This is a genomic window from Chloroflexus sp. (genome assembly GCF_034431535.1).
GTDB lineage: Bacteria > Chloroflexota > Chloroflexia > Chloroflexales > Chloroflexaceae > Chloroflexus.
Map to the genome: position 1 here is coordinate 24,091 of NZ_DAOUDC010000031.1, position 21,304 is coordinate 45,394.

Annotated in this window: 21 protein-coding genes; 12 read left to right on the forward strand and 9 right to left on the reverse strand. The window is 59.5% G+C overall.

The annotated features are described in order from the left end of the window. Window positions 1-156: 156 nt before the first annotated feature. Complete coding sequence (locus U9R61_RS08445) at window positions 157-1,749, forward strand: sialidase family protein (protein WP_322488377.1); 1,593 nt, start codon at window positions 157-159, stop codon at window positions 1,747-1,749. Between the two features lie 339 nt (window positions 1,750-2,088). After that, window positions 2,089-2,571, forward strand: a complete 483-nt coding sequence (locus U9R61_RS08450) for a peptidylprolyl isomerase (RefSeq protein WP_322488378.1) — start codon at window positions 2,089-2,091, stop codon at window positions 2,569-2,571. A 68-nt stretch (window positions 2,572-2,639) separates the two neighbouring features. Here U9R61_RS08450 and U9R61_RS08455 read toward each other — a convergent pair whose 3' ends face one another. After that, on the reverse strand, window positions 2,640-3,719 hold the full coding sequence (locus U9R61_RS08455) for an aminopeptidase P family protein (RefSeq protein ID WP_322488379.1): 1,080 nt from the start codon (window positions 3,717-3,719) through the stop codon (window positions 2,640-2,642). Between the two features lie 152 nt (window positions 3,720-3,871). Between U9R61_RS08455 and U9R61_RS08460 the strand changes: the two genes are divergently transcribed. Both U9R61_RS08460 and U9R61_RS08465 read left to right on the forward strand, forming a co-directional pair. Beyond that, entirely contained in the window at window positions 3,872-5,320 is a 1,449-nt protein-coding gene (locus U9R61_RS08460) for an ATPase domain-containing protein (RefSeq protein WP_322488380.1), read from the forward strand. Between the two features lie 10 nt (window positions 5,321-5,330). Beyond that, window positions 5,331-7,259 (forward strand): ATP-binding protein, encoded by a 1,929-nt coding sequence (locus U9R61_RS08465; protein ID WP_322488381.1) that lies wholly within the window; start codon window positions 5,331-5,333, stop codon window positions 7,257-7,259. Window positions 7,260-7,598: 339 nt separating this feature from the next. On the opposite strand, the gene U9R61_RS08470 is transcribed toward U9R61_RS08465, so the two are convergent. Beyond that, a complete protein-coding gene (locus U9R61_RS08470; protein WP_322488382.1) occupies window positions 7,599-8,291 on the reverse strand; it encodes a hypothetical protein in 693 nt (230 codons plus the stop codon). Between the two features lie 173 nt (window positions 8,292-8,464). On the opposite strand from U9R61_RS08470, the gene U9R61_RS08475 reads away from it, so the two are divergent. The 5 genes from U9R61_RS08475 (at window position 8,465) to U9R61_RS08495 (ending at window position 13,473) form a co-directional block, all read left to right on the forward strand. Then, the gene (locus U9R61_RS08475; protein WP_322488383.1) at window positions 8,465-9,787 is read left to right on the forward strand and encodes a hydroxymethylglutaryl-CoA reductase, degradative; all 1,323 of its coding nucleotides are present in this window, start codon (window positions 8,465-8,467) and stop codon (window positions 9,785-9,787) included. Between the two features lie 211 nt (window positions 9,788-9,998). After that, entirely contained in the window at window positions 9,999-11,048 is a 1,050-nt protein-coding gene (locus tag U9R61_RS08480; RefSeq protein ID WP_322488384.1) for a hydroxymethylglutaryl-CoA synthase, read from the forward strand. 151 nt (window positions 11,049-11,199) lie between these two features. Beyond that, window positions 11,200-12,366 (forward strand): thiolase C-terminal domain-containing protein, encoded by a 1,167-nt coding sequence (locus U9R61_RS08485; protein WP_322488385.1) that lies wholly within the window; start codon window positions 11,200-11,202, stop codon window positions 12,364-12,366. Window positions 12,367-12,445: 79 nt separating this feature from the next. Continuing rightward, window positions 12,446-13,075 (forward strand): Yip1 family protein, encoded by a 630-nt coding sequence (locus tag U9R61_RS08490; RefSeq protein WP_322488386.1) that lies wholly within the window; start codon window positions 12,446-12,448, stop codon window positions 13,073-13,075. Continuing rightward, window positions 13,072-13,473: a Zn-ribbon domain-containing OB-fold protein gene (locus U9R61_RS08495; RefSeq protein ID WP_322488387.1), complete on the forward strand. Its 402-nt coding sequence runs from the start codon at window positions 13,072-13,074 to the stop codon at window positions 13,471-13,473. Before U9R61_RS08490 ends, U9R61_RS08495 begins: the two co-directional genes overlap by 4 nt. 58 nt (window positions 13,474-13,531) lie before the next feature. Here the strand turns inward: U9R61_RS08495 and U9R61_RS08500 are convergent, their stop codons facing one another. The 7 genes from U9R61_RS08500 to U9R61_RS08530 form a co-directional block, all read right to left on the reverse strand. After that, a complete protein-coding gene (locus tag U9R61_RS08500; protein ID WP_322488388.1) occupies window positions 13,532-13,954 on the reverse strand; it encodes a rhodanese-like domain-containing protein in 423 nt (140 codons plus the stop codon). 168 nt (window positions 13,955-14,122) lie between these two features. Continuing rightward, window positions 14,123-15,889: a SulP family inorganic anion transporter gene (locus tag U9R61_RS08505; protein ID WP_322488389.1), complete on the reverse strand. Its 1,767-nt coding sequence runs from the start codon at window positions 15,887-15,889 to the stop codon at window positions 14,123-14,125. A gap of 10 nt (window positions 15,890-15,899) precedes the next feature. Next, entirely contained in the window at window positions 15,900-16,397 is a 498-nt protein-coding gene (locus U9R61_RS08510) for a protein tyrosine phosphatase family protein (protein ID WP_322488390.1), read from the reverse strand. Window positions 16,398-16,452: 55 nt separating this feature from the next. Next, window positions 16,453-16,821, reverse strand: coding sequence for a rhodanese-like domain-containing protein (locus U9R61_RS08515; protein WP_322488391.1), 369 nt, complete (start codon window positions 16,819-16,821; stop codon window positions 16,453-16,455). Window positions 16,822-16,922: 101 nt separating this feature from the next. Then, on the reverse strand, window positions 16,923-17,498 hold the full coding sequence (locus U9R61_RS08520; protein WP_322488392.1) for a DsrE/DsrF/DrsH-like family protein: 576 nt from the start codon (window positions 17,496-17,498) through the stop codon (window positions 16,923-16,925). Between the two features lie 52 nt (window positions 17,499-17,550). Beyond that, window positions 17,551-17,799, reverse strand: a complete 249-nt coding sequence (locus tag U9R61_RS08525; protein WP_322488393.1) for a sulfurtransferase TusA family protein — start codon at window positions 17,797-17,799, stop codon at window positions 17,551-17,553. A gap of 73 nt (window positions 17,800-17,872) precedes the next feature. After that, window positions 17,873-19,054, reverse strand: a complete 1,182-nt coding sequence (locus U9R61_RS08530) for an MBL fold metallo-hydrolase (protein ID WP_322488394.1) — start codon at window positions 19,052-19,054, stop codon at window positions 17,873-17,875. 258 nt (window positions 19,055-19,312) lie between these two features. Between U9R61_RS08530 and U9R61_RS08535 the strand changes: the two genes are divergently transcribed. The 3 genes from U9R61_RS08535 (at window position 19,313) to U9R61_RS08545 (ending at window position 21,182) form a co-directional block, all read left to right on the forward strand. Then, window positions 19,313-19,888 carry a peroxiredoxin family protein gene (locus tag U9R61_RS08535; RefSeq protein WP_322488395.1) on the forward strand — a complete coding sequence of 192 codons (576 nt, stop codon included), beginning with the start codon at window positions 19,313-19,315 and terminating at the stop codon, window positions 19,886-19,888. A 481-nt stretch (window positions 19,889-20,369) separates the two neighbouring features. After that, window positions 20,370-20,612: a hypothetical protein gene (locus U9R61_RS08540; RefSeq protein ID WP_322488396.1), complete on the forward strand. Its 243-nt coding sequence runs from the start codon at window positions 20,370-20,372 to the stop codon at window positions 20,610-20,612. 192 nt (window positions 20,613-20,804) lie between these two features. Next, a complete protein-coding gene (locus U9R61_RS08545) occupies window positions 20,805-21,182 on the forward strand; it encodes a hypothetical protein (RefSeq protein ID WP_322488397.1) in 378 nt (125 codons plus the stop codon). Window positions 21,183-21,304 lie beyond the last annotated feature (122 nt).

Below are 21,304 nucleotides of genomic sequence, written 5' to 3' on the forward strand. Positions count from 1 at the left end.
CGCGAGCGGATGGAGACCACTCAGCCATGATTCTCACTGAAGCGGGAGATTGCTTCGGGCGCTACGCGCCCTTGCAATGACCACATAATGTACTGACTATATTTAAAATGGTCTGTATTCAGATTAAATTTCTTGTACGACAGTGAAAGCACCGCTATGCGCAACGTTTGCTTGCCAACCGCCCTTATTCTCCTCATCTTTGCGCTAATCAGCTCTGCACCGGCATCACTCCACGCTCGCCCGGCGCCAATGATGGGATCACCTAGCGATTACCTCTACCCGCATTTGCATAACCTTGTTTGGGATCCGCTGGATGCGAATCATGTCTACGCGACCTCGCCCATCGGCGGCTGGCATAGTGTTGATGCGGGCCGCACATGGCAGCCGCTGAGCGCCGAAACGCCGAATTTGCATTACGGACGCATCGTTGTTGACACCGAACGGCGCATCTTGTACCTCTATCGCTGGGGTGATCCGTACCTCTACCGCAGCGCTGATTTTGGCGACCATTGGCAGATTGTCAGCCGGGCAATGTATTATCAGCTCGCGCTTGTCTCCCAGCATAACGGCGCGCTCTTGGCGATTCACGGCGACTGGCGGCTGCGCCGTTCGGATGATGGCGGCTTCACGTGGCGCGATCTGGCCCAACCGTTGCCCGACCCGGCTGAAACGACGCTAGCCGTTGCACCTGATGGCACAGTGTATGCGATCGCTAACCGGCAACTTTTCCGTTCCACGGATAGCGGTCTGACGTGGCATCGCTGGGGCGAATGGCCGGCTGCCGCCCGCCCGCGCGAATTGCTGGTTGGCCCCGACGACGCCTTGATCGCGCTGATTGCCAGCCCCGATCAGCCATCGGTGTCGGGAAGCGCACTCTGGCGCAGTACTGACGGCGTCAACTGGGTGGCAGCGCCGCTGCCGGCAACACGGATCGCGGTGAGCATCGTCAGCGGCGGCACACTCTGGGCCGGCAGCGACGACGGGCATGTGTGGCGGAACCTTGACCCGCAACGCTGGGATGATCTGGCCGGCTGGCGCGAACTCCGCTTGCAACTGGCGCGTCCGATCGCGTTGCGCGACGATATTCCCTACACCCCCGACATTACCGACATCAATGTCAGCCCGACCGGCGTCGTCTTAGTAGGCACCATTCACGGCATTTACCGGGCGGCAACCCCGGATGGGCCGGCCTTGCTGCGCGCACGGGGTCTCTTGCCCACAGCCGCATTGCCTACGACACCCCAATCACCTGAGAGCGGTGAGCGTTATTTTCCGGCCACCGGCCAAACACTGAGCGAGCCGTTTCTCAGTCGCTGGCAGCAGGTGGGTGGGATGATCACGCTCGGCATGCCGCGCACGGTGCCGTTGATCGAGCGCAATGTTGATAGCGGGCGCGATGAGTTGGTGCAATATTTTGAACGGGGCCGGATTGAGGCGCCGCTGACAGACAACGCGACGCCAACGCTTGGCCGGGTGGCGGCAGCGCTCATCACAGAGCAGGGGCCGGCTCCCACTGAACACCTGCGCGCCGGTTGCCGTTACTTCCCGCAAACTGGCTATAACCTGTGCGGCAAGATGTTGCAGGCATGGGTGAAATATGGCGGTGTAGCAACCCTTGGTTATCCGCTGAGCCCATCCAATCCTGACCAGCAATGGTTTGAGCGCGGGCGGATTGAGCAGCGTGATGACCGGTTGTTCCTCTGTCTTGTCGGCAATGAAGAGTTGCAGGCAAGAGGTTGGTTGCCGTAGGGGAGATGGTTGTCATTGCGAGCCGCCTCCGGCGGCGCAGCAATCCCCCCGCTAGCGGACGGAACCCGCGCCGACGCGAGTGGTACAGCACATTTGCTGCACAATCCCCCCCCCCCGCAAGCGGACGGAACCCGCTCAGCGTTCGTTCTCGCCTCAGCAGGAGATTGCTTCGGGCGCTGCGCGCCCTCGCAATGGCATGCGTAACCTGCTGTCATTGCGAGCCGCGCTCCGCGCGGCGAAGCAATCCCCTCCACTAGCGGACGAAGACCTCTCAGATCACCCCATTCAATGGTACAATGACGAACAATCGCTGTACTTGGAAGAACGAGGAGCACACCCGTGGCAAAACAGTGGAGCAGCCCGCCGGCAATGCAGATTGATGTCACCAAGACCTATCGGGTGACGATGGAGACCACCCGCGGTACGATTGAGCTTGATCTCTATCCGCAACATGCCCCAATGACAGTCAACAATTTTGTCTTCCTCACCCGTGAAGGCTTTTACGATGGCCTCACCTTCCATCGGGTGATCAAGGATTTCGTCATTCAGGGCGGCGACCCGACCGGGCGCGGCAGCGGCGGCCCCGGCTACCGCTTCCCCGATGAGGTGATGGGCAACCCGCTCAAGCACGAAGCCGGCGTCATCTCGATGGCGAATGCCGGCCCCAACACGAACGGTAGCCAGTTTTTCATCACCCATACCCCCCAACCCCACCTCAATGGCCGCCATACCGTGTTTGGCAGGGTCGTGTCTGGCATGGACGTCGTCTACGCCATCCAGCAAGGCGATAAGATGAGCAAGGTCACGGTGCGCGAGGTATAGGAACCGGCGCTGCGCACCTGTCCTGATGAGGGCACAGCACTGCTGTGCCCTTGTTGCACCTCTCTGCCCTAACGCGGCGCCTGTGACAACACCTCACACCCGTCATCAGTAATGAGCGCCAAATCTTCAATCCGCACCCCGCCCCACTCCGGCAGATAAATCCCCGGTTCGACCGACGTCACCATACCGGCTTGTAACGGCGGGCTAGGCGGCGCGTCAGGGGCCATGATCCGCAGCCACGGCGCTTCGTGAATGACCAAACCCACGCCGTGGCCTAAGCTATGGGCAATGCCATGGGCATAGCCGGCCTCTTCGATCACCCGGCGCGCAATCGCATCGGCCTCGGCCCATGGCAAGCCGGGGCGCAACGCGCGGATCGCCGTCTGCTGCGCGGCGAGCGTTGCCGCATACACCGCGCGGAAGGTGTCATCTGGTTGGCCCAGCACGATCGTGCGGGTGAGATCGGCGTGATAACCATTGAGCCGCGCCCCCATATCAATGATAATCGGCTGGCCTTCCCCCAACACATCATGGCCCGGCTCGTGATGAGGACGGGAGCTGTTGCGGCCAGCGGCAACAATAATCGAGAAGGAAGGCCCATCGGCCCCTAGATCGTGCAGCGCCACTTCGAGACGCCACGCCGCTTCGCGCTCGGTCATGTCAGGCGCCAACACCGGCAACACTGCCGCCAGCGCCGCATCGGTGATCGCTGCCGCGCGCCGCAATACCTCGATCTCGCCGGCATCTTTCACCACGCGCAGCTCTTCCACGATGTTCTCGGTTGCCACCAGCTCAACCGTTTCAGCCAACGCCTTCGCAAACTGCTGATACTCGGCCACTGTCATCGCCGCCGCTTCAAAACCCAGCCGGCTCAGATCCAATTCCGCCGCCAGCTCAGCAACCAGTTTCGGCAGCGGTGAAACCGCTGCGCGCACTTCGCGCAAGGTAAACGCCGGCGCCTCAGCCGCCGCGCGCACCGTATACCGGCCATCGGTCAGCAAAAAGGCAGCCTCGGCGCTGATCAATAACGCGCCGGCGCTGCCGGTAAAGCCGCTGAGATAGCGCCGGCTGGTTGGCGCCGTCAGCAGAATCGCAGGCAATTCCTGCTCTGCCAACTTGGCGCATAACCGCTGCACTCGCTCGTTCATGAACCTTTCCTTTCCACCCACATAACGATCACAATGCCAGCATGCTACAACATTCTGAAGAGGATTGGCGCTCGTATCATAATTCTTGACGTGGATCGACCAAATCGTTAGGATAAGCGTAGCGACTACGCGCCTAGCCAAAGGGACAACTCATGAACGACGCAGTAGCGAACCGCCTAACTACCGGCATCCCCGGTCTCGATGAAATCATCGGCGGCGGGTTGGTTCCGCGCTATGCCTACCTCGTACGCGGCGGTCCCGGCGCCGGCAAGACGACGCTCGGCCTGCACTTTCTCGCTGCCGGCGCCGCCAATGGTGAAACGGCACTCTTTATCAGCCTCGAAGAGGCTGAAAGCAAAATTCGTCGCAACGCAGCGCGGATCGGCATCGACCTCAGCAACGTGCATATTCTTGACCTCAGCCCGTCATCGGATTTCTTCGCCAAAACCGAAATCTACGATATCTTCTCGCCGGCGGAAGTAGAACGCGAGCCGATCAACCGCCAAATTGTCGAGACGGTGCAAAGCTTGCGACCGAGCCGGGTCTTTTTTGATCCGATTACGCAGTTCCGCTATCTGACCCCTGATATCTTCCAGTTCCGCAAGCAAGTCATCTCATTTCTGCGCTTTCTGGCCGAACAACAGACAACCGTGATCTTTTCCGCCGAGAACAGTTCAGCCTTTCCCGATGATGATCTTCAGTACATCGCCGATGGTATCATTACCCTCGAATTAATCCAAAGCGGGCGCTACCTCAGCGTGAGCAAAATGCGCGGCTCATCGTTCATTAGCGGTCGTCACGCGATGCGGCTGACCGACAGCGGCCTGCACGTCTTCCCGCGCATTGTGCCCAGCCCGTTGATCACCGGCCATGCCTTTACACTCATGCCTTCCGGCGTGCCAGAGTTGGATGAGTTGATGAACGGCGGTATTGAACGCGGCACCATCACCCTCATCACGGGCCCGTCAGGCGTTGGTAAAACGACGCTCGGCTTCCAGTTTATGAAAGAGGCGGCCAGTCGCGGTGAACGCTCGATTGTCTTCTCGTTTGAGGAAGAGGTCGAGATTATGCTGCAACGCTGCGAAGCGGTGAACATTCCGGTGCGCGCGATGCAAACGCATCGTCTGCTGCGGGTTGAGAAGATCGAGCCGTTACAGTATAACTCGGATGAATTCACCCAGCACTTGCGTTATTATGTCGAGCAAGCACAGGTGAGGATGGTGATGATCGATAGCGTCACCGGCTACCGGCTCTGTATGCAAGGGGAAGATCTGATCAGCCAATTGCACGCGCTGAGCAAGTATCTGCAAAGCAGAGGTGTGACTGTCATTCTTATTATGGATACGAATAGTATCGTCGGCGATTTTCAAGTCACTGACATTGGCGCAAGTTACTTGGGCGATAATATCATTTTCTTGCGCTTTTTAGAGATTGATGGCGAACTGCGCAAGGCGATCGGCGTGCTAAAGAAGCGGTTGGGTGATTTTGAGAAGACACTGCGCGAGTTTACTATTTCACGGTACGGGATCAAGGTGGGCAAGCCGCTGACCAACCTGCGGGGCATCCTGAGTGGAATGCCAACGTGGGCCGATAAGCTATAAAGGATCGCCAATGCCCGGCGATACGATTTTGCTACTATTAGCCAATACCACCAATCGAAACCAACTGCGCGATTGGCTGCAAGCGCGCTATCAGATTATCGAAGGGCACAGCGCCACCGATCTGCAGCAGCCGTTCCAGCTCTGCATCGTCGATGGCCTCGCTCTTGACCGATACGAAACGGCCATTCAGCAACGCCGGGCCGCCGCCCACCCCATCGTTTTACCCTTTCTCCTCGTCACGACCCGGCGCGACCTCCAACTACACACCCGCCATCTTTGGCGCACGGTTGACGAACTGGTCATCAGCCCGATCCAGAAAGCCGAATTACAAGCCCGGATCGAGATTCTGCTCCGCGCGCGCCGACTGGCGCTCGAAGTCAACCGGCTGCAACAGTCGATGCTCACCAGCGCCCAAATGTGGCTGCAACTCGCGGTGCAGTCAGCTCACATCGGCTTATGGGAATGGGATCTGACCACCAATCGGGTCTTTTTTTCGCCCGAATGGAAAGCGCAGCTTGGGTATGCGGCTGATGAGCTGGTTGATTCCTTCGCCGTATGGGAAGAGCGGCTGCATCCCGATGATCGAGAGCGCTGCCTGAACACGATTAACCGCTATCTGCGCCAACCATGGCCCAATTTCGCGCTCGAGTTCCGCCTCCGCCATAAAGATGGTAGCTACCGCTGGATCCGCTCGCAAGCGGCGCTGATCTACGATCAGCACGGCCAACCGACCCACATGCTCGGCGCGCATCTCGATTTGACCGATCGTAAACAGATGGAAGAAGAACAGCAACGGCTCACCGAACAGCTCTTCCAGTCGCAGAAGCTAGAGGCGATTGGCGCATTGGCCAGCGGTATTGCCCACGACCTCAACAACTTGCTGGTACCGATTATCGGCTTTGCCGAGATGGGATTGCTTGAAGCGCCGCCCGACAGTGAACTCTACGCCGATTTTGACCAGATCCGGGCCGCCGGCATTCGCGCTACTGCGCTGACCCGCCAAATTCTGGCCTTCAGCCGCCGCCAGCGGCTCGAGATGAAGCCGGTCAATCTCAATCAGATTATCAGTGATTTTGCCGGGATTCTGCGGCGCTTGATCGGCGAACGGATCGCCATCCATCTGCAGCTCAATCCTTATCTGTGGCCAATCATTGCCGATACAGGTCAAATTGAACAAGTGTTGCTCAATTTAGTGATCAACGCCCGTGACTCAATCGAAGGCAGCGGTGCGATCACCATCTCAACCGCACCAGTGCGGTTCGATGGCAATGCTCCGTATCATCCGGTCAGTCTGGACACCGGTGACTACGTGACGATGCAGGTACAAGATACCGGTTGCGGGATTGAGCCTGATATTCTGCCCCGCATCTTTGAACCGTTCTTCACCACCAAACCCCAAGGGCAAGGCACCGGCCTTGGTCTTGCCACCGTGTTCGGTATCGTCAAGCAACACCGTGGTCACATTGACGTACAGAGCGCCCCCGGCCACGGCACAACCTTTACCATCTATTTGCCGGCGTTCGCTGATACAGCGCCCGTGCCAAGCAACGACATCGCCGCGAACGACCAGTTGACAGGACACGAGACGGTGCTGGTGGTTGAAGATGAACCGGCGGTATTACTCCTGATTGCCAGCGCGTTGCGCCTGCATGGGTATCACGTGCTTGAGGCGATGGATCCCGAACATGGCATGAGCCTCGCCACGAGCCACGAAGGGCCGATTGATCTGCTGATTAGCGATGTCATGCTGCCGACAATGAACGGCGATGAGCTGTACCGCCAACTTATCATCAAACGTCCGGCGTTGCGGGTGTTGTATGTGTCAGCGTATGCCGGTAGCGAGTCGGTGAGCATCCCAAGCGATTGCGTGCTGGCCAAGCCGTTTACGCTACAACAGTTGCTGCAACGGGTGCGCGCTGCGCTAGCCGGATTGGGGTAGGTTCGTCAGCTCGCCCGCCGTGAGGAAGGGCGCAAGCCGCACAGCGAGCCAAGGCATAGAGGTTGTAACGCAAAGGCGCGAAGAGCGCAAAGGGCGCAGAGGGATGTGTAGGGAAGAGCTGCTCCTCGCTTGTCATTGCGAGCCGAGCGAAGGGGCAGAGCAGCGCTCGGCCCACCGCGAGGCGCAGCAACGCGAGGGCGGGCGGAGATTGCTGCGGGCGCTGCGCGTCCTTGCAATAACAGCACGCTGCCCCCTCCCACTCCGCCTCCTCAGCGCCCTCTGCGGTAAAAAACGCATCCCCTCGCCTATGGGAAGGCAAGGGGATACGATTGCTCGGTGTTACGGCGCCAGCGTCAGCAAGAGCGGTTCAAACCGCCCCTGTTGCCACCGGCCAATGGCGTCAACGTAGCCAAAGCGGGCGGCACCGCTGGCCTGCAAGCGTTCGAGCAGCGCTTGATCACGCTCGCCGTAGAGGAGCTTGATTTGGTGCGCAGTCGCAGCCGGCACCCCGCCGGGGCCGATCTCTTCGACGAGCAGGCTCGCGCCGGTAGAAACGATCAGCGCTGCCTGCAGCCGCACCACTTGCCCTTCATAGCGAGTATTGCTCAGCAAGTCCGCCAGAGCAACCGTTTCCGGCGTAAACGGTTGCAGGCGCGGTGAAGCCAGCGCGTGCGGCCATACCCCACCCGGCCCATATTGGCCGGCAGGCTGCCAATCTCCCTGCACGATGACCATCCCGTATTGCACATTACCGGCTGCAATCAGCGCCACATCGGCAGGTACGTCAACCTCGCCGAGCCACACCTGCTGCTCAGGAGGTTCCAACGGGACAGGAGGATCGGTGCTGGCGCTGAGACTGCTGACTAATCGCGCCCCTTGTTGGTCACGGTATAAGAAGGCGACCATTTGTTGCGGGCCGCGAATCGCCTTGGTCTCAATATCAACGGGCAGCGGCAATGGTTGCGCCGCCCCGCATGCACTCAACCACAACAACCACCAGTAGATGAAGAATGCGAACAAATGTTTGCCCATCACGCCTCTCATTGTACCACAACTGGCGTTCACCGTGCTCAAATCCTCTCATGACAGCCCTCAGACAGGCTCATGATAGGTTTTGACAGTTGTTTTCAACCATCTTTGGCGGCGATCATGGTATCGTAGAAAGCGGAGATTAAAAATATTCTGACATAAGGAGGAGTCCTCGCATGGGGACCAAGAATTCTCGCCTACAAGGTTTCTATCAACTCAATCCGTTCGAGCGACTACAGATGGTCAAATCTTTCGACGGACTGGTTGATGAAGATTTGCGTGCGCTGCACGGCGGCAGCGGCGGCGCCTTGACGATTGAGCGCGCCGATAAAATGATTGAGAATGTGGTTGGCACGTACAACCTGCCGCTTGGCATTGCCACCAATTTCCGCATCAATGGGCGCGATTACTTGATCCCGATGGTGGTGGAAGAGCCATCAATCGTGGCTGGCGCGAGCTACGCCGCCCGCATGGTGCGTGATGGCGGCGGGTTTGAGACCAGCAGCACCGAACCATTGATGATTGGACAGGTGCAGTTGGTGCATGTCGCCGACCCGGATCAGGCGCGCCAGGCAATCCTTGCCCGCAAGGAAGAGATTTTGGCGCTCGCCAATGCCCAGAGCCGTTCGCTGGTGGCACTCGGCGGCGGCGCACGCGATGTTGAGGTGCGCTTCTTCCCCACTAGCCCGATGGGGCCGATGCTGGTGGTGCATCTGATCGTCGATTGCCGTGACGCGATGGGAGCCAATGCGGTCAACACCATGGCCGAAGCGGTGGCGCCGCTCTTGGCCGAGATGACTAGCGGCAAGGTCTATCTGCGCATCCTCTCGAATCTGACCGACCGCCGGCTGGCCCGCGCCCGCTGCGTGGTGCCGGCAGCCTCGCTGGCCCGCGATGGCCTCAGCGGCGAAGAGGTGGTGGAAGGCATTCTCTGGGCCTACGCCTTTGCCGCGGTTGACCCTTACCGGGCGGCGACACACAACAAAGGCATCATGAACGGTATCGACCCGGTGCTGGTCGCGACCGGCAATGACTGGCGCGCCGTCGAGGCAGGTGCGCATGCCTACGCCAGCCGCAACGGTCGCTACACCTCGCTCTCGCACTGGGAGCGCGATGAGCATGGCAATCTGGTTGGCACCCTTGAGATGCCGCTCTCGGTCGGGATTGTCGGCGGCGCAACCAAAGTGCATCCGACTGCACAGGCGGCGCTGAAGCTGCTCGGCGTACGCAGCGCCAACGAACTGGCCGAGGTCTGCGTGGTTGCCGGCTTGGCCAACAACCTCGCTGCGATGCGCGCACTGGCTTGTGAAGGCATCCAGCAGGGCCACATGGGTCTGCATGCCCGCCAGATTGCGATGGCTGCCGGCGCTTCCGGCACGCTGGTCGATGAAGTCGCCCGCCGGATGGTAGCCGAGCGCAATATCAAGCTGGCGCGCGCCGAAGAGATTATCGCCGAACTCGAAGGCCGGCCTGTCGCTGGCGATCCCGCCAACAACTAATGCCTAACCTTCCGGCGGCCTGTCTCAACGACGAACAGGCCGCCGCTAGCGCTGCCTAACCGCGAACGATACTTCGCGTTGGGGTGAGGTTTTTTGTCTTCCAAACAAGAAGTGGACCTGTTTGGCAGCCGTCTGCTGCCGATCTGTGGTTCGTCGCTGCGCGACGAGCATCGTTTGGTGCGCTTTGCGCCAAGAGAGCGGAGCATCATCTATGATGAAACCTCAGCAACCCGTTGGTATCATCGGCTATGGCGTGTACATCCCGCGCTACCGGATCGCGGCCCGCGAGATTGCCCGCATCTGGACCGATGGCCAAAACGGGGTGCCGGTGGAGGCCAAGAGCGTCCCCGGCCCCGATGAAGACACGATCACGATGTCGATTGAAGCGGCGCGCAATGCGCTGGCCCGCGCCGCCATCCCCGCCGCCGATCTCGGCGCGGTCTGGGTCGGCAGCGAAAGCCACCCCTACAGCGTCAAACCATCGGGCACGGTCGTGGCCGAAGTGCTCGGCGCTGGCCCGTGGGTCAGCGCCGCCGACTGGGAGTTCGCCTGCAAGGCTGGCTCGGAAGCGTTAACGGCAGCGATGGCGTTGGTCGGCAGCGGGATGCAGCGCTATGCGCTGGCGATCGGCGCCGATACGGCGCAAGGCCGGCCCGGCGACGCGCTGGAATACACCGCTTCCGCCGGCGCGGCAGCGTTGATCGTTGGCCACGCCGAGCAGGCGTTAGCTACGATTGACGCGACCCTCTCGTATGTCACTGATACGCCTGACTTTTACCGCCGCGCCGACCGGCCCTATCCGGTGCATGGCAACCGCTTCACCGGCGAGCCGGCCTATTTCCACCAGATTCAATCGGCGGCGAGCGAATTGTTGCGCCAATTGAATCGCACTGCCGCCGACTTTACCTACGCTGTCTTCCACCAACCCAATGCCAAATTCCCGCAAGCGGTCGCCAAGCGGCTCGGCTTTACCGACGCCCAAATCGCGCCGGGCCTGCTCAGCCCGCAGATCGGCAACACCTATTCGGGGGCGGCGCTGGTTGGGCTATGCGCCATTCTCGACGTGGCGAAGCCGGGTGACACCATCTTCGTGACCAGCTACGGCAGCGGGGCCGGTTCTGACGCCTACGCCCTCACCGTCACCGACGCGATCCTTGAGCGGCGCGAGCGCGCGCCCTTGACCGCGGCCTACCTTAAGCGCACCGTGATGATTGATTACGCGATCTATGCCAAGTGGCGCGGGAAGTTGGTGATGGGGTGAGGGGAGAGCATTCAGTTCTAACCCTATCCCCTCTCGCCAAACGTTCTCTTGTCACGTAGAGCAAGGACACGCACCAAGAGGATCGAACCCTTACAATTCCTCAAACTCACCCAAGAGGAATGAAGGTCATCGCTACGATGAAGGAGTCGTTATGACCAACGTCTATATTGCCGGCATTGGCGCGACCGCCGTCGGCGAGCATTACGGGCGTGATCTGGCCGATCTGGCCAGTGAAGCGGGGCGGCTGGCGCTGACCAGCGCGCCGGGGATTGCGCCGCATCAGATCGGCGCGCTCTATGTGGGCAGCGCCTACAGCGAAGAATTGTACGGGCAAGGCCAGCTCGGCGCGTATCTGGCCAGCGTGCTCGGTCTCTCGCCATCGATTCCGGCCCTCCGCATTGAAGCTGCCGGCGCCAGCAGCGCGTTGGCGCTCTATCAAGCGGTGCAAGCGGTGCAAAACGGTTTGCCGCTGGCCTTGGTAATTGGGGTCGAAAAGGTCACCGATCACCTCGAAGACGCGATCGAAGCAGCGCAGGCCATGGCCGCCGATAGCAACGAAGAAGCGTTGCACGGCGTCACCCTCACAGCGCAGTGGGCGATGCTGATGCGGCGCTATATGCACGAGTACGGCTACACTGCCGACGCTTTCGCGCCGTTCCCGATCAATGCCCATGCCAACGGGGCGAAAAATCCGCTGGCGCTCTACCGGTTTGCGATTGACGCCAGCAAGTATCGCAAAGCGGCGATGGTGGCCTCGCCGCTCAACCTGCTCGATTGCAGCACGCTGGCCGATGGCGCCGCCGCCCTCCTCATCGTCGGCGAGCAGTTGGCGCGCGAACTTGACGGCCCGCGCATCCGCATCGCTGGATCGGCGGTTGCCACCGATACCCCAGCCTTGCACCGCCGACGCAACCCGCTCGAACTCAACGCCGCCCGCGCCAGCGCCCACATCGCGCTAGGCCGCGCCCACCTCGGCGTCGGCGATGTTCACGTCTGGGAGCTGACCGACCCGCACGGCATTGCCGCAACTTTGGCGCTAGAAGCGATTGGCTGTTACGAACCCGGCACAGCCCCGCGCCACGCTGCTGAAGGCGCGATCACACCCACGGGCAAAACACCGATTGCCACCGCTGGCGGTTATAAAGCGCGCGGCGATGTGGGTGGGGCTAGCGGCGTCTACCAAGTGATTGAGATCGCCCGCCAGCTCAGCGGCACGGCAGGGGCCACCCAAGTCGCTCAGGCCCGCATCGGCTTGGCCCAATCACTTGGCGGGATCGGCGCCACCGCAGTGAGCCATGTCCTGATTCGCGAATCGTAAGCGTACCCCTTTACGGCGGTAGTTGCGTGCGGTACAATAAGGCTGCTCCCGCCTGTGTCCATATCTAAGGAGTACACTTATGTTTCAGGAAATGGTCAATGGCAGTATCGCCGTCCTTACCAAACCGTCGGCCCAAACGTTCGAACAGCATGAGCGCGATAATCTGGTCTGGGCGTTGATCTACGCGGTTATTGCCAGCGCAATCAACGGTATCCTGGCGGCAATCACATGGCCCCTCCGTGTAGGAGCCATTCGTGCGCAACTCGAGGCACAAGGACTACCAAGCGACGTTGTCGACGCAACGCTCGCCCAACAAGGTAATGTTATCAGTCTTGTTTTGGGTGGTATCTTTAGTACTATCATCGGCTCATTAGTGGTTTGGGGTCTCATCTACTTGCTCGGACGAGCCTTTGGTGGTACCGGTAGCTTCGGCGAGCTGGCGTGGGGCATTTCGCTCTTCTCATCACCACTAGCCGTAGGGCAGACGATCGCGAATGCGATCCCTTTCATTGGTTTCATCATTTCGTTCGGTCTTACGGTGTACGGCATCTATTTGACGTACATAGCTATTCAGTCGGGCATGAATCTGCCCGCGCGGAAAGCTCTCTACGTTGCCATAATTTTGTTCGTTATCGGCACCATCTTTATTTGTGTGACGACAGGACTGCTAGCCGCTGTTACGCTCTTGAGTGGAGGTTTTGCGCCATGAATATTGCCCGACACTGGCGGGAACGCACCACCCGCTATCGGCTGGAAGGACAACGCCATCGCCACACCGGCGAAGTGCGCTTCCCGGCTCAGCCGCCAACCCTCGATGAAGACCCGAACGATTGGGAACCGTACCAGCTCAGCGGGCGCGGCGAGATCTATAGCTTCAGCGTGATCCGCCAAGCACCTTCGGGATACGAAAGTCTCGGTCTCTACCCGGTGGCGCTGGTGCGCTTGGCAGAAGGGCCGCTTGTGACAGCGCAATTGACCGATTGCGACGAAGCTGATCTCGCGATCGGCATGCCGGTCGAGATGGTTACCCGCCGGTTGATGGATACTGGCGAAGATGGGGTGTTGGTGTACAGTTATAAATTCCGCCCCTGCTTACGCTCATCGTAACACCGCGTGATCGTATGGATCGTATGGCACCGCACAGTTGTGCGGCGCTTCGACGATTTTACGGCCCGACCACCGCCGGATAGCCGGCGGCTTTCCATGCTCGCATGCCACCGGCAACATTGACCACTTCAAATCCGCGCGAGCGAAGTAGATCACAGGCAGTTGCGCTGCGGTTCCCCGACCGGCAGATGCAGACAATCGGCGTATCGGTGGGCAACTCATTCAAACGCTGCTCAAGTTCTTGCAGCGGGATGAGGGTTGCCTGCGCGATACGCCCGTCTTGGACAAATTCCTGCGGCGTGCGCACATCCAGCAAGAAGAAATTCTCATTCTGATCGAGCATCATCTTCAGCCGGGCCACATTGATTTCTGCCGGCAGCTTGGTTGTTGTCGCCGGCGCGGTGGTCGTCGTGGTGGCCGGCCCGCAAGCAGCCAGCGTTACTAACACCAATAAGAATGCACTGATGAAGAAACGTCGCATGGGTTTGCCTTTCAAATCACAGAGCGGCGTAGCGCAATGATGCCACTATAGAGTGCGGCAGTAAAACTACCGCATAGCACTATCCACCTTACTCACACGCCTATTACAGTAAAAGCGCGTTCCCCTGCAGGGGCAGGGGACGCAGCCCAACCTATTTGCTATTCCATATCAATCCCGGCACCCCAATGCCAGCATTGCGGTGTGGGTCGTCATGTGAATGTGATCTTGGCCGATCTTATCGAGCAACTCCGACTGCTTGAGCCGATCCATGACCGGCCCCTTCATATCGGCCAGATGGAACTCGACCCCGGCGTCGCGCAGCTCGTCGATCAGGTGATCGAGGGTATGCAAGGCGCTCGAGTCGATGAAGTTGATGGCTGAACCGATCAGCACGAGATGCTTCACTTCGGGCCGTTCAGCCACAATCCGCAGCAGCGCCTGCTCGAGGTAGCGGGTATTCGCGAAGTAGAGGCTCTCGTCAACCCGCACCGCGACCACGTGCGGCCACGTCTTGACCTGATGACGATCGACGTTGCGGTAGACTTCGCGATCGCCCAACCGGCCCACAATCGCAATATGCGGACGGCTCGTGCGCCAGAGGTACAGCACCAGTGCCGAGGCCACGCCCGCGAAGATGCCGGTCTCGATGCCAAGCACTAGCACGGCGACGAAGGTGATGAGCCATGTGAAGGCATCGCCGCGATTGGTGCGCCAGATCCGCTGCGGCTCGCGCAGATCGACCAAGCCGATCACCGCAACGATCACGGTCGCGGCCAATACCGCCTGCGGCAAGTAGTAGAAGATCGGGGTGAAGAAGAGCAAGATCAGAGCAATACCGGCAGCGGTAATCAACGAAGCCAGACCAGTAATCGCGCCAGCCTGCGCATTGACCACCGAGCGGGCGAAACCGCCGGTCACCGGATAGCCGCTGAAGAAGCTGGCCGCGATATTGGCCCCTCCCAGCGCAACCAATTCCTGATCGGGATCGATCGCTTGCCGGCGCTTGCTAGCCAGCGCCTTCGCCACCGCAATCGATTCAACCACGCTTACCAGCACGATGGTCAGCGCCGTCGGCAAGAGCGCCTGCGCATCAGCCATTGTCATGGCGGGCGTGCTCAGCGGCGACAAGCCGGGCGGAATCGCGCCTACCACGGCCACCTTCGCCGTCTGATCAAGCTGGAAACCCTGCGCAATCGCAATCCCCAGAATCACCGCCAGCAGCGGCGCACCACTCACAATCAGGGTAATGGCGAGCGGCGGCAATTCGGCCCGCCGCAGCAGCGGACGCAAGCTATGCCGAAAGAAGAGCAGCAGGGCAATGCTACCCAGACCGATCGCCAGCGTCACAAGGTTGGTCTGGTTCAAACCGGCAATTGCCTGCGCAATCGTATCGTACAGGTGTTCGCCGCCGATCCGGTAGCCAAGAATATATTTCAACTGGCCTACGGCAATAATCAACGCCGAGGCGCTGGTAAAGGCCGCCAATACCGGGTGCGAGATGAAATTGAGAATCACACCCAGCCGCAGCACGCCAAGCAGCAGCTTGATCACGCCAACCATAAAGGCCAGCAAGAGCACCAATTGAATATAGCGTTCACTGCCCGGCGTCGCCAGCGAACTGACCCCGCTAAAGACCAGCAGCGAGGTAATGGCCACTGGCCCTACCGACAATTGCCCAGAGGTGCCAAGGAGCGCATAGACGATCAGCGGCGCTACCGAGGCGTAAAGGCCGATCTGCGGGGGCAGACCGGCCAACTGCGCATAGGCCATGCTCTGAGGAATGAGCATGATAGCGGTGACAATGCCTGCCACTACGTCACTGGGCAAATGCTCGCGCTGGTAGCGACGCAGCCAGTTCAGAAACGGCAGATAACGGTAGAGCGCCGCCAGCAAAGTGGATTGAATGCCGGGCTGGCGAGCAGAAACGGGCGCCATAGTATCCCCCCTACACCTGCATACCAACGCGCTCGAAGAAATCACCCGCGCAAAACTCGAAGGTCTCCATTGCATCGTCATCGTAGCCGGCGGCGCGGAGTTCGGCCTCGGCCTGCTCGCGAGTCCACCCTTGATGCACAATCCGATAGAGCATCCAGATCAAACCGACGCGCGTCGCGCTGCGGCAGTGGAACACGAGTTTGCCAGTTTCAGGGTCTTCGACAATGCGGGCAAACTCAGCCAGATGCTCCGGTTCAAGCTCGTAGGCCGGCCACAGCGCATGAATAGAGCGCAAACCGGCGGCGCGGGCATTGGCCGCCTGCACTGCGGCCCGCTCAGGATCGCTGCGGATATTCAAAACAGTTTTGTAGCCCGCTTCGGCGAAACGTTGCCAATCTTCCGGCTGCGGCTGAGCTGCGAGCAAAACCTGCTCGGTGACAGCATAGCTGCGCAGCGGTGCGACCTCAGTCTGGTGTTGTAAGGCGTTGCAAGAGGTCTGGTTCTGCATACGCGTATCCCTCATCAGAACACAGCGGCGCTATGCCCTGCTAATCGCTGTCCCGTTACCGTTGGCGATTCATAGGGTAGCCGGCCCGTTGCCATGCCACCATCCCGCCAACCACATTGGTCACATTGGTGAAGCCGTGACGTTGGAGCATCTCGCAGGCGACTTGGCTGCGGTTGCCCGACCGGCAGATGCAGACGATCGGCTGATCCTTGGGCAGTTCATTCATCCGCATCGCCAGCATCGGCAACGGCAGCAAACGTGCACCGGCCACATGCCCATCGTAGGCAAACTCTTCCGGCTGGCGCACATCAACCAGCACAATCGGTTCACGTGAGTCCAACTTCGCTTTCAACTCTTGCACCGTCATGGTGCCAATTTGGTTAGTTTGTGTCTCACGCGGATTGCGAAACAGTTGTCGAAACATAGTATCATTATCCTTTCACAAGAAATGACGGCGCGCTCTTCGTTGCTCCCTGATCGCGCCGTCGTCGATCAACCCTACTATTGGGTCTATGTCGGCTATTTTTAAATGAACAACGTCACTTTCGAGCGAGCAGCATCGCCAAGGAACGTTGCGACACCGCCGGTCTCCAAGCCTTCAACCAGCTCTTCATCTTTGATACCGAGCAATTCGCGCGACATGTCGCAGACAACCATGCGCACGCCCAACTCACGAGCCATCGCAAACAACTCTTCCGGCGAGGCGACATCGTGCTTCTTCATCAGGCCGCGGATGATCTGGGCGCCGGCGCCGAAGAAGTTCATCTGCGATAAGCCTAGCTCACCCAGCTTGCCCGGGAGCATTGCTGTGAAGCCCTGCTCAAGCAGGTTCTTGCGGCTGAAGACCTTCTGTTTCTTAACTGCACTGATGCCCCAGAAGGTGAAGAACATACTCACTTCAAGACCCATCGAGGCAGCACCGGTGGCGATGATGAACGCAGCAATTGCCTTGTCCAAATCGCCGGAGAAGACGACCATCGCCAGCCGATCTTCAATCCCCTGCGCCGGTGATTGCTCAAGTGCAGCGACGCGTTGCTCAAGTTCGGCGATCCGGGCGAGCAGGGCTTGCGTATCAACAATTTCCGTCATCGGTGTTGTCATTGCTTTTCCTTCCTTACGTTGTTGTTCCACCTGCCGGAGCAACCGTTTTGGATTAGGCCTTGCGGCGCAGATAGTGAACGTACAGCTCCTGTCCGTTCTCTTGCACCGTCTCTTGGGCGACCAGCTCGACATTCTTGGCCGTCTTGACCCACCCTTGAAAGTCGGCCACCGAACCGCGGTCGGTCGAAATGACTTGCAACACCTGCCCCACCGGCAGCTCAGTGATCGCCTTGCGGCTCTTCACCAGCGGCATAGGGCACTTCGCGCCCTTTACGTCCAATGTCTGATCAAAGTGCGGCACTGTAGTCTCCTCCTCTATTCACCGGCGGCAGGCGTGTCACCTGCCGCCCTACCTATCCCGTATTGTACGATACTTAACCGGCCAATGCACAGATATTCTTGCCCAACTCCAACTCGTTCGCCTTGCCGTCGCACGGCTCAACCAGCCCGATATTCACCCGCTTGATCTCAACGTACTCCGGCGGGAAGACCGGCAGGTGGCTGAGCACGTAGCTAGTGAACTCTTCCAGCGTGCGCGGCTTGAGGCTGTCATTCTGCGCCAACACCTGCTTGTAAGGCGCAGCGAAGATGCCATTGCCGGCGTCCTCATCGAGGGTGCTGAAGTGGGCCGGCAAGATCATCGTGTCATCGGTCAAATAGCGCGGCAGCCACTCGAACATGCTGCGGTAGAGGATCGGCGTCCACGTCTCACCCTTGCCGCCGAGATCGGGCCGGCCAAACGAGCGCAGGAAGATGCCGTCGCCGGTGAACAGATAGCGCCCGCCATCCGGCGTCTCGGCGAGGAAGTTGACTTGACCGAGGGTGTGGCCCGGATACCAAATGGTGGTCACGCGCACCTGCCCAATTTGGAAGACCTGCCCATCGCGCAGCGGCTCGTAGGCGATCACTGCCGGCAGCATGTCGATCGGGTGAATGGCATCGTAGGGATGGATGTAGTACGGCGCGCCGGTCTCCTTCGCCAACGCCGGGCCGCCACTGATGTGGTCAGCGTGAACGTGGGTATCAAGAATAGCGGTCAGCTTAGCGCCAGCGCCCTCGATCAGCTCGCGGTAAACGTTAATATGGCGGAGCGGATCAACCAACGCGGCCTGCCCATCACTGATAATCGCGAAGCTGAGATCGCCGCGGGCAGGGCGGGCAATCTGCACAATCCGGCCCCAAGCAGCGCTGGTCACATCGCGCACATCGTAATAGTTACCCCAACCGATCATCCCCTCACTCAGCGACACCGCGCGATAGCCGTGAGTGTTGAGCACCTCGGCCACATACTGCGAGGCGCCGCCCTTAGCACAAATCACGACCACCTCTTCGACATCCTTCGGCAAGCGCGCCAGCGCCGCTTCTTCGTCTTCGATGAAGTCGAAATAGGGCAGATTGAGCGTGCGCAGAGTGGCATGGCCCTCGACCGGCATGCGCTTGAACTCATCTTCGTTGCGCACGTCGAGGATAAAGAGCGGCTGCGCGCTCAGCAGGCGGGCATACAGTTCGCGGGGAGAAATCTCAGTGACAGTCGATTGATCTTGCGTGAAGGTCATTGCTCGTAAACCCTTTCATTCTTTGTGAACCGGTACGCTTTTTTGGTTCACTTGTAGCGTACTGCGCTAGCGTTAGAGTTATACGAGGGTTTTGTAATGGTTTGGTAAGGAAAAGCGATGATCGCTCAGGCATCCTCGTACCAGCGCACGGCGCACAATAGCAAACAGATCTTCATCGCCGGTAAACTATGATCCTGCCGCTGACGGCCAAATCGCAGTATACTGAAAGCAAGCCCCTGTACACGACAAGGAGATGCTATGGCCCGACCGATCATCCCGCTGACCGACAAATGGCGGCAAGAGTTCATTCGCCCGCGCGGCCCGGCCAACGTGCCACCGGTGGGCAGTGAAGCGCCTGACTTCACCTTGCCCTACGCCCAATTCCTCAGCGGCCCGCCCGAAGACCGGGTTGAGTACGGACGCACCATCACCCTCAGCGCCTTGCGCGGGAAACCGGTGGTGCTCAACTTGACCCGGATTGTCAGTGACCGCTTCTTCTGACCGAATTGCGCGCCGCAACTGGATGCGTTGCGGGAGCATTATGAGGTCTTTGTGCAGCGCGATGCCCACCTACTGGTAGTGAGCAGCACCGACCTCGACATGACTAGTTACGTGGCGGAAGTCTTACGCGCGCCGTACCCGATCCTGAGCGACCCGGAATGGGGTGTCTTCTACCGCTATGGCGTCGGTTCGGCGATGGGAGTGCCCTTGCCCGGCACGTTCGTAATCGATGCCCAAGGCATCATTCGCTGGAGCTGGGTGGCGCCGCTGTCGGTCATCTTTACGCCGCCGCGACCGGCGGAATTGGCAGCGGTGTTGGATAGTATTAGATAGTAAAATGAGAGGAGCAGGCTACCTGCTCCTCTCGTCAATTATGGTCAGCATGCGCATTCCAGTAGCTGATCGAGCAACGTTGCTCTCAAGCATCATATATTCAACATCCGGGCACATCTGCCGGTGCATCCGGCTCAAATATATCTTCGGTAATTTTCCAACTATCACCTTCTTTGACCAATGTAGAGGTCTGGGTGGTAGTAAATAGTGATTGATGATACTTACATTGATGCGTCTCACGATCAAACTTGGCTGTTCGCCAAATTTCCCGCGTAACAACGATAGCCGTTCCCTGATACCCTAACCGTTTTACGGATGGCTGCCCAATGCGGTATTCTGGACGTGGAAGAACCACCAACCACGCGACAGGAGACCGACAATGGGCAGTAGTTTCGCATGATACACCCGGATCTTCGCCCCGCTCGTGCGGCTCTGCCGCGACAAGGCCAGCAACATGAAGCAATTGGTGACCTTGGCGTGAATGGTCGTTGGCGTACTGCAAGCCCGCAGTATCGCGCCGAGCAAACGAGCACCCTACCGGCCGGGAGAGATTCTCACCGCCTCGCATGAAGCGCGTGTCCGTCGTTGGCTGAAAAACCCGCATATCGATGTCTGGCAGCTTTCCCAGCCGCTGCTAGGTGCGGTTCTTGCCGGCTGGGAACGTGCAAACAGCTACCACATCCTCGACGGTACCTCCGTCGGCGACGGGCGCTGGACGGTCTGACGGTTATCTATTACGCACGGCTGTCGCGCGTTCCCAGTAGCCTAGACGGTGACGGCGGGTACCGGTGCGGCGATGGGCAAAAGCACCTTCTTTCAAGGGGTACGGGTCACGGCGGATGGGCAGTGGTAGGCGCATCTGGCCATTACCTGGACCACGCCCACGGCCAAGCAGCCAGCCGAAATCGTCGCCGTGATGGCCAATCGGAAGACCAACCGACGCTGCTTGCGGGTGTACCTCAAGCGCATGCGGATCGAGCAGAGTTTTCGTGATGATACATCTGCTGGCTTTGCGATGGATCACACCAAACTGAACGATGCAGCCCGGATCGAGCGGGTCTTGCTGGCAGCCGCGATCGCCACGTTATGGTGTCACGAACTCGGGGATGAGGTGCTGGCGACCGAGCGACGCCGTCGGGTTGACCCTGGATGGAAGCGGGAGTTGCGCATCTTTCAGCTCGGCCTGCGCTGGCTCGCCCGCTGTCTTGCCACCTTCCCGCAGCGCCTGTCAGCTTTTTCCGCACCCCTACGCCCCATTCGCCTGCTCCCTTGCCTGCCAAAACGACGACGTTAAAAGTGTCAGGGTATTAGGGAGATGGCTCCGGGTCTATAACGATATTGCCATCATTGTATGATTCACCAACGAGACACACTAGAAAAGGTCAGTAACCTTCGCTTGGCAGAGCAGAATATAAT